The 8749-nt window shown below is 39.4% G+C and carries 8 protein-coding genes; 4 read left to right on the top strand and 4 right to left on the bottom strand.

Annotated features, from left to right (window positions below; genetic code table 11):
* Positions 1–63: 63 nt before the first annotated feature.
* From fabF to Q1V93_RS16045, 4 genes are all read right to left on the bottom strand, one after another.
* Entirely contained in the window at positions 64–1308 is a 1245-nt protein-coding gene (fabF, locus tag Q1V93_RS16060; RefSeq protein WP_300666050.1) for a beta-ketoacyl-ACP synthase II, read from the bottom strand.
* 142 nt (positions 1309–1450) lie between these two features.
* Positions 1451–1756, bottom strand: coding sequence for an SUF system Fe-S cluster assembly protein (locus tag Q1V93_RS16055; protein WP_300666049.1), 306 nt, complete (start codon positions 1754–1756; stop codon positions 1451–1453).
* A 1-nt stretch (position 1757) separates the two neighbouring features.
* Complete coding sequence (locus Q1V93_RS16050) at positions 1758–2174, bottom strand: SufE family protein (protein ID WP_300666048.1); 417 nt, start codon at positions 2172–2174, stop codon at positions 1758–1760.
* A gap of 13 nt (positions 2175–2187) precedes the next feature.
* Positions 2188–3423 carry a cysteine desulfurase gene (locus tag Q1V93_RS16045; protein ID WP_300666046.1) on the bottom strand — a complete coding sequence of 412 codons (1236 nt, stop codon included), beginning with the start codon at positions 3421–3423 and terminating at the stop codon, positions 2188–2190.
* Between the two features lie 98 nt (positions 3424–3521).
* Here Q1V93_RS16045 and Q1V93_RS16040 point away from each other — a divergent pair, with 98 nt between their 5' ends.
* From Q1V93_RS16040 to Q1V93_RS16025, 4 genes are all read left to right on the top strand, one after another.
* A complete protein-coding gene (locus Q1V93_RS16040) occupies positions 3522–4178 on the top strand; it encodes a hypothetical protein (protein WP_300666044.1) in 657 nt (218 codons plus the stop codon).
* Positions 4178–4696: a sigma-70 family RNA polymerase sigma factor gene (locus Q1V93_RS16035; protein WP_124746919.1), complete on the top strand. Its 519-nt coding sequence runs from the start codon at positions 4178–4180 to the stop codon at positions 4694–4696. The genes Q1V93_RS16040 and Q1V93_RS16035 overlap by 1 nt, the downstream gene beginning before the upstream one ends.
* Positions 4697–6121 (top strand): hypothetical protein, encoded by a 1425-nt coding sequence (locus Q1V93_RS16030; RefSeq protein ID WP_300666043.1) that lies wholly within the window; start codon positions 4697–4699, stop codon positions 6119–6121.
* 273 nt (positions 6122–6394) lie between these two features.
* Complete coding sequence (locus Q1V93_RS16025) at positions 6395–8389, top strand: S8/S53 family peptidase (protein WP_300666042.1); 1995 nt, start codon at positions 6395–6397, stop codon at positions 8387–8389.
* Positions 8390–8749: the final 360 nt, after the last annotated feature.

Below are 8749 nucleotides of genomic sequence, written 5' to 3'. Positions count from 1 at the left end.
TTATTATTTTGGTGAGTATAATACATCAAGTCCGATGTATCATGCCTCTACTGGGGTAAATTTTTATTGAAATTTCTTGAAAATCACCGTTGCAATATGTCCTCCAAAACCAAAGGTATTGCTCATGGCGTAAGTAATTTCTTTCTCTTTTCCTTTTTGTAACGGGAAATCAAACAAATTCTTGAAATCCGGTTCGATCTCTGTTGTATTGATCGTTGGAGGAACAATTGAATCCTGAATTGCCAGGATGCAGGAAATCGCTTCAACAGCTCCTGCAGCTCCCAATAAATGTCCGGTCATGGATTTCGTTCCCGAAACGCTCAACGATTGTCTTTCACCGAATACACGTTTCAAAGCGATCAACTCGCTGTTGTCTCCTTGTGGAGTAGAAGTGGCGTGCATATTGACATAATCAATCTGGTCTGCGGAGATTTCAGCATCGCGTAGCGCTTCTTCCATTCCCAAAACAGCTCCGTCTCCTTCCGGATGCGTTCCCGTTAAGTGATAAGCATCTGCGGCCATTCCGCCGCCAACTACTTCTGCATAAATCTTCGCACCACGAGCTACCGCGTGTTCGTATTCTTCCAAAATCACGGCTGCAGCTCCTTCACCCATGACAAAACCATCACGTGTTACATCGAACGGACGAGAAGCTGTTTCAGGGGAATCATTGCGTTTGGATAATGCCTGTGCAGAAGAGAATCCGCCCATTGCTGCTTCATTAATTGCTGCTTCAGATCCTCCGGAGATAATCATGTTTGCTTTTCCCCATTTGATGTAATTGAATGCATCAATCATTGCGGTATTGGAAGTTGCACAAGCCGAAACCGCACAATAATTGATTCCGCGAAGACCATATTCCATGGAAATAATTCCGGATGCAATATCCACCAAAATACGCGGAATGAAGAAAGGTGTGAAACGCGGAGTACCATCTCCGGCACAATATTCCTTCATTTGATCCTGGAACGTCTGGATTCCTCCGTTTCCGGATCCCCAAATCACTCCGATACGATCTCTGTTCAGATTTTCGAAATTAATTCCGGCATCTGCAACCGCTTCTCTTACTGCAACCAGGGCGTATTGGGAGAAAGGATCGTACTTTCTGATTTCCTTTACATCAAAATGATCAGCAGGATTATAGCCTTTTATTTCGCAGGCAAAAGAAGTTTTAAATTTTGTAGTGTCAAACTTGGTAATGGGTGCTGCACCGCTTTTACCGGCTTTCATGTTGTTCCAAAAATCGGGAACGTTATTTCCGATTGGCGTAAGGGCTCCCAATCCGGTAATTACAACTCTTTTTGTCATAACAATTTGTTTCGATTAATTAAATGAATCCGATCAGTTGTTCAGATTCGCGCAATAAATTTAGCTGTCTTGTTTTAAAGAAAGTTCAAAGGGGTTTAAGAGTTCAAAAGGTTAAAAGAAATTTTAATTTGAACATTTCTCTTTATAAAAATCCAAGTTCCAGTTTTGCTTCTTCGCTCATCATGTCTTTGTCCCATGGTGGGTCAAAAACAATGTTTATATGTGCTTCCGAAACTTCCTCGATGCTTTCAACTTTTTCTTTTACGTCTTTTGGCAGGGATTCCGCCACCGGACAATTCGGAGAAGTCAATGTCATATCGATTTCAACAACACCTTCTTTTGAAATACGTACTTCGTAAATTAACCCGAGTTCGTAGATGTCTACGGGAATTTCCGGGTCGAAAATCGTTTTCAAGATTTCGACTATTTTATCTTCCAGATGTTCCATTTTATTTGGGGATTGCGGACAATGCCATTAATTTAATTTTTTTCACCATGCTTGCCAAACCATTTGCCCGCGTTGGTGAAAGATGTTCCTGAAGCCCGATTTCGGAAATGAAATGAAGATTACTTTTGACGATATCTTCCGGACTTTCGTTGTCATAAACCCGAATCAGCAAACCAATAATTCCTTTGGTAATGATTGCATCCGAGTCAGCTGTTAAACGCAACTTATTTTGTTCGATCGCTGCATCGAGCCACACCCTGCTCTGACATCCTTCAATCAGACGATCCTCCGTTTTTTTGGACGGGTCGATCAAAGGAAGGTCTTTTCCAAGTTCAATGATGTATTCGTATTTTTCCATCCAGTCATCATAGATGGCAAAATCGTCAATGATTTCTTGTTGTTTTTCTTCAATATTCATGTTGTTTGTACTCCTATGCCAGCATTGAAATGCTTTTCTCTACTGCTGCTATAAATTGGTCTATTTCTTCTCGTGTATTGTAAAATGCGAAAGATGCTCTCACTGTTCCCGGAATCTGGTAAAAATCCATCAAAGGTTGTGTGCAGTGATGTCCTGTTCGAACCGCAATTCCCTGTTTGTCTAATAATGTTCCGATATCGAACGGATGAATTCCGGGTACGTGGAAAGAAACAACGGAAGTTTTGTTTTTCGCTGTTCCGATCAAGGTAATGTTTTCAAACGTTTCCAGCATTTCCTGTGCGTATTCTGTCAGATCACGTTCGTATTCTTCCAGTTCTTTCGCATCAAACTGATTCAAATAATTCAGAGCCGTTCCCAAACAGATTCCCCCCGCAATATGAGGAGTTCCCGCTTCAAATTTGAACGGCAGTTCGTTGTATGTTGTGCGCTCGAAAGTCACTTTAGAGATCATATCTCCTCCACCCTGGTAAGGAGGCATTTCGTCCAGAAGCGCTTCTTTTCCGTATAAAACTCCGATTCCTGTTGGCCCGAAAACCTTGTGTCCGGAGAAAACAAAGAAATCACAGTTCATTGCCTGAACATCCACTTTGGTATGCTGAATACTTTGTGCTCCGTCTATCAGAACTTTCGCCCCGACAGCATGCGCCGCATCAATAATTTTATCCAGCGGATTGATTGTTCCCAAACTGTTTGAAATATGTGTAATTGCAACCAGTTTTGTTTTGGAAGAAAGCATGTTTTGGTATTCTTCCAGAAGCAATTCACCTCTTTTATTCATAGGAATCACTTTTAGAACCAGTTTTTTACGTTCAGCCAGCATTTGCCACGGAACAATATTGGAATGATGTTCCATTGCCGAAATAATGATTTCATCGCCGGCTTGCAACAATTCCCCGAAAGAAGAGGCAACGAGGTTAATTCCGTCCGTTGTACCTTTTGTGAAGATAATTTCTTCTTTTTTCGGGGCATTGATAAAGCGACGAACCGTTTCACGTGCTTCTTCGTATTCGGAAGTTGCTTTCTGGCTCAGGTGGTGAACACCGCGGTGAATGTTCGCATTGTCCATGCTATAGTATTGGTTAATGGCATCCAAGACCATTTGCGGTTTTTGAGAAGTCGCCCCGTTATCAAAGTAAATGAGATTCTTTCCGTAAACTTGTTGGCGCAAAGCCGGGAAATCCTGTCGAATCTCACGCACGTTGAATTTTCTTGTTGCTGCATTTTCCATAGTACAAAGATAATTAAATGCTATTTGTATTAGTTCTAAATAAGTTTAATTTCCAACCTTTTTATTTTAGTCGTATCTTAGTTTTAAATAAATTGCAAATGAGAGGTTTATACCTACTATTGATAGTGATTCTGATGGGATCCGGCGGCTGTGAAAGGTGGAAACTGAAACAACCCGCTTATTTGAGCCTGAACTGGAAGTTTCATTCAACAACATCCAGCCAGGGAAATGCTGTTATTAATAAAGGATATTTCTATTCCACGCAGTTTACCGTTTCCGGAAAACGAGCAAAAGGTTCCGATGTAAAGATTACACAAAATCTTACAGGAGGGAAAATTCAATTTTCCGATGAGACGGATCTGGGAATTGCTTTGGATATTCCGATGGGAGATTACATTGAATTCGATATTTCGACACTGATTGATAATTCGAATCATCCGTGTATTCGCCTGGAAGGCACTTTTTATAAAGGAACAGAACCGGTTCCGATGATTATTGAGTGGAGCAATTACGAAAACCTGAGTTTTAAGATTCAGAACCCGTTCTCCCTGGAAAGAAAGAAAAACTACAAAGTTTTCATTGGTTTCGACGCTAAGAAATTATTTGAGAATGTTCCAAGTTCTGTGTGGAGTCAACCCAATTTTGTTATGGAAAATGGCGTTCCTACTTATTTAATAAATAAGGATTATAATACATTGTTGTTTAGTAAAATTACAGAGCAATTGCCAAATGCTTTGATCTTAACCGTTGAGTAATGTCTGCCGAGTACAAAGATATCATCGATGGCTGTGCAAATTGGGAACGATCTGCACAGGAAAGATTGTATCGTCTTTTCTCTAAAGATTTGTTCAAAGTGTGCAAATTGTACGGCTCGGATACGCAGGACGCAGAAGACATGTTGCACGATGCATACATGCATATCTATAAAAATATTGGCTCGTATACGTTTACCGGTTCTTTTGAGGGCTGGTTGAGAAGAGTGACGGTGAATTGCTGTCTGCAAACACTTCGAAAAAGAAAGAATTTCACCCAATTGGCGGAAATCCCGGTCATGGATCAGGACGAAGCAGATTTGGAAACGGGAATTCCATTTGCCAAAGTGTTGGAAGAAATCAATCTCTTACCAACGAAAGCCGGATTGGTCTTGAAATTGTATGCTTTGGAAGGCTGGTCGCATTCTGAAATTGCAGAAGAATTGGAAATTTCTGTTGGAACCTCCAAGTCCCAATTGAATTATGCCCGATCGGTATTAAAGCAAAAACTCGTTTCTTAAATGGATCAAACACATTCAAATAAACCAAACAGGGAGTTCAAATCTCTTCATAAATCCTATCAGAATTGGGATGCGGGAACACCGTCTTCTGATTTATGGGATGACCTGGAGGCTGATTTGGCTGTTTCTGCCGTTTGGGATCGTTTGGATGAAACCCTGGAGTTGAACGGAAGTCCTGCTGATAAAACCCTGGTGGAATCCTTTGAAAACTGGGCGCCGAATACTTCCGGTGACGGATGGACGAAACTGGAAGAGCAACTTTCCAGGGAACGTGTTTGGAACCGGTTAAATACGACCTTAAACTACCCGGTTACAACCAGAATTCCGTGGATGAAAATGGCGGCAGCTTCTGTTTTGTTTGTATTCCTTTCATTCTACACGGATTACTATTTTGTAAAACCTGATCGCGAGGAAATTGTACCGATTGCAGGGATAAACGGATCGAAAACCATTTCTGCTTCGGAGAAAGAAACTGAAGCGGTAAATAATGTTGTTGAAACTCCGGGAGTTGAAAGCGAAAAAGCTGTTTTAGCTGAAAATGTGCTTTCGGTTGCCAAAGAGAATCGAATTCAACATCGTCAAAATAATCAGAATAAAGAATTTGCCGGAACTCCGGATGAACAACAGACAGAATTGCGAAAAGACCTGGCACTTAAAAATGACGGCCTTCAGTCAAATCCGAAAAATACCGAAACAAACGGAGCAACTCAAAATAGTACAATTCAAAACAATACGAATAGTGTTAATAATACTGTGTCGACTGAAAAATCGGCTGTTTCTCTAAGTGACCTGGCGCAATTGGATGAATTAGGAACGAAAGAAATTGCTTTTGAAACAAGAGATGTTTCTTCAAAAATTGGTGATTTCACCTTTATTCCATTGAAATCTCCGTTTAAACCGAGATTCAGCCTTCAGGTTGGTGGTCAATTCTCATTTATCAACGAGAAAAACAGGAGTGCCTTCTCCAGTTCGCTTCCGTCTATGGGAATTGCGGCAGATTTCCAATACCATTATTACCTTGGAAATATCCGCCTGACCCAGGATTTGGGGTTCAGTCAATATGCGCAATCAAACGGAACGTATATCAACGGTCGTTATACCAACCTGAATCAGCGCTTGAATACGATCTTCCTGATGTCTTCGGTTGGATATACGTATCGGGGAGCAACGGTTTATGCCGGAGTTTCAGTGAACCGCCTGTTGAGTGGCTATGAAGCGAATCGTTCAACGATCACGAATGTATACAATTCCAACAAGTTCCAAATCGGAGCAACTGCCGGAATTGACTATCATTTAGCACCGTTTAAAAATAAAACGGCTTTAGGGATCGGGATGCAATATCAGTTTGTTTCCAAGCTGAAAAGCGGTAATGCGGACTTTAGTGATATTCAGGGGGTAAAACTTCAAATAAAATATTCATTTTAATTCCAACCTTTGAAAAAATGGTGCATCTAGTTACCATGAAAGATATTTATTTCGTTATCAGCTTCTCCAAAGGAGTTTGAAAAATTACTACAGCTCAAACGGTAACGAAATAGTCGAGGCAAGGTAGAACTGGCTTGATTGAAAGGGCTCGTCATTGACGGGCTCTTTTTTAGTTTATCAATAGTTGAATCAGTAAAAAAAAATATTTGGATTCCGTAAATAGTGTTCTATATTTGTCGTTATTAATCTACAAAACATTATTCTACGAATCACATGAGAAATAGCATCCTTGCCACTCTTTTCCTTCTTTTAGGGGTTTCAACTTCCGGATATTCACAAAATATAGATAGCGTTTTTTATTATAACGCAGACGGTAGTTTGAGTTGGTGGTATGTTCAACCCGACGTATTATTGTTTAAGTGTCAAAATGATAGCATTTATACGGGATACTTAGATACCGTTGCTATTGATGAATTGAATTACGATTTCGATGATTTGGTGAACTTTAATCAGATTTTGTTGAATAGCAATGCAACACTTGAGGATTTTTTTGCGATAAAGGATTCCATTATCAGTTCCGGGCAGTTAAGCATTTTTGCCCCGGTTTTGACACAATATCCATATGATCCGAATGTTCAGCAGCTTTATTATCGAACAGATGATCAAATATTAGTCACGTTTCATGATCCTCATATTGATTCTTTGACGATAGTTGATTTTATGAATGAATACAGTTTGCAATTGGTGCATAAACCCTTTACAAACCTTAATGATAATGTCAGTTGGACATATATTTTCAAAATGGTAGGAAAACCGGATACCCTTATGAATAGTATTTTACTGGCTAATTTGATTTATCAATATGAGTTTGGACTAGTAAAGATTGCACAACCCAATATTATTGGAGGAGATCCGATGGATTGCGAATTAGTGACCGAAACATCACAAAACCCGAATGCGACACATGGAACCTGGCATATTGATAATAACGGGGGTGTAATTTGGAATGGATTAAACGGGACAGCTGATGCCGATGCGGATATTTGTGAATGCTGGGAAGCTGGATTTACAGGAAATGGAATAAAAATCGGAGTTATTGATGTGGGAGGATTTGAATACAATCACCCTGATTTAGAAAATTTGGCACCGGGTTATAATTGTATCATAAATAATGGAAGTCATTTTACAACAAATACGTATTCGGATTATAGTGGGCATGGAATGGCTGTGGCAGGAGTAATTGGGGCAACTCCCAATAATTACGATACGGGAGATAAAATTGCAGTGGGTGTGGCTTATAACTCGGAGATATACCCGTATTTAGTTGGAACAAATATTTCAGCAGCTCAAGTAGTTATTGCCTTACAAAAAGCGATTGAAGATGATGTAGATATCATTAATATGAGTTTTGTAATAGCACATAACTCGAATATTGCAAATGAATTAAACAATGCCCGTTTAATTGGAAGACCGGATGGAAATGGGGGCTATTTAGGAATTGTATTAGTAGCACCTAGTGGAAGTGCTTATGAATCAGTAGATCTTTATGTCAGTAACTTTCCGGCAAATCAACCAGGAGTTATTGGAGTTGGAATGTCTAATCCAGACGATTTTATAGTAGCTACTTATGCTGGAATTAATTCCTGGACAAGTAATTATGAAACTTCAGTTAGTGGTGATCCATCTTTTGGTTATGATGTGGTTGCTCCAGGAGAATTGATTCAGACTGTTGATCTTCAGGGGAGTAATGGTGATAGTTCTGGAGATTATATTGTGAAAATCGGAACTTCTGTATCCACTCCGATCGTTGCTTCTATTGCTGCACTTCTTTTGGAAAAAAATCCCAATTTGACTACAACAGAAATTACACAAAAAATCCGCAATGGGGCAGAAAAAAAGAACGAGTTTCCAATAGGTCCATATAATTACAGTCAATTTCCAAGTACACCAGGATATGATGCTGCTATGTTTTATGGCCGGGTAAGCTGTATCAATTCACTAAATGAAGTTGTTGGATTACCGGAGGTCGAAATAGAAAAACTAACGTTGTTCAGAATCAATGAAACTACTTATGAGTTACATTTGGATAAACTTACAGATGGACAAAGCTTAAAGCTGTTTAATACCTTGGGAGAATTGGTTTGGGAAACAGGTAGTTTAAATTCGACGAGTACAATTATTTCACTTGAGAATTATAGTAACGGGATATACATTTTGAATATGTATGAAAAAGGTAGCTTGAGAGCAAACTCAAAATTGATGAGATAATCAAAAATGAACCGGTTTCGGTGATTTCTTTTTAGAAAACGACAAGAATTTCGGGGCAAAATCAGTTTTGCAAACAGAAATCTACCAGGGTCGAAAAAAAATAAAATCATTAAGCATTTCTTCCTTAGAAACTTAGCGCTTTTCAGTTATAAAAAAATGTTTTTTAACACGGATTCGTTTGTTTTTTAAGGCTTTTGTAGCGTTATTTGCTGCGCACATCAAGACACCATGAAGCTTACTACAAAACTACTATTACTGACAACCTCAGTAATATCTTCTATTTCCTATACTCAGACCTTTTTTTCAAATGGAGCTTCGATTTCATTATCGTCCGGATCGATTGTACATGTCAATGGCGGA

The sequence above is a fragment of the Fluviicola sp. genome, from assembly GCF_030151805.1.
Classification (GTDB): domain Bacteria; phylum Bacteroidota; class Bacteroidia; order Flavobacteriales_D; family Crocinitomicaceae; genus Fluviicola.
The sequence above is the reverse complement of the archived record's forward strand: the minus strand, read 5'-3'. Positions and strand labels throughout refer to the sequence as shown.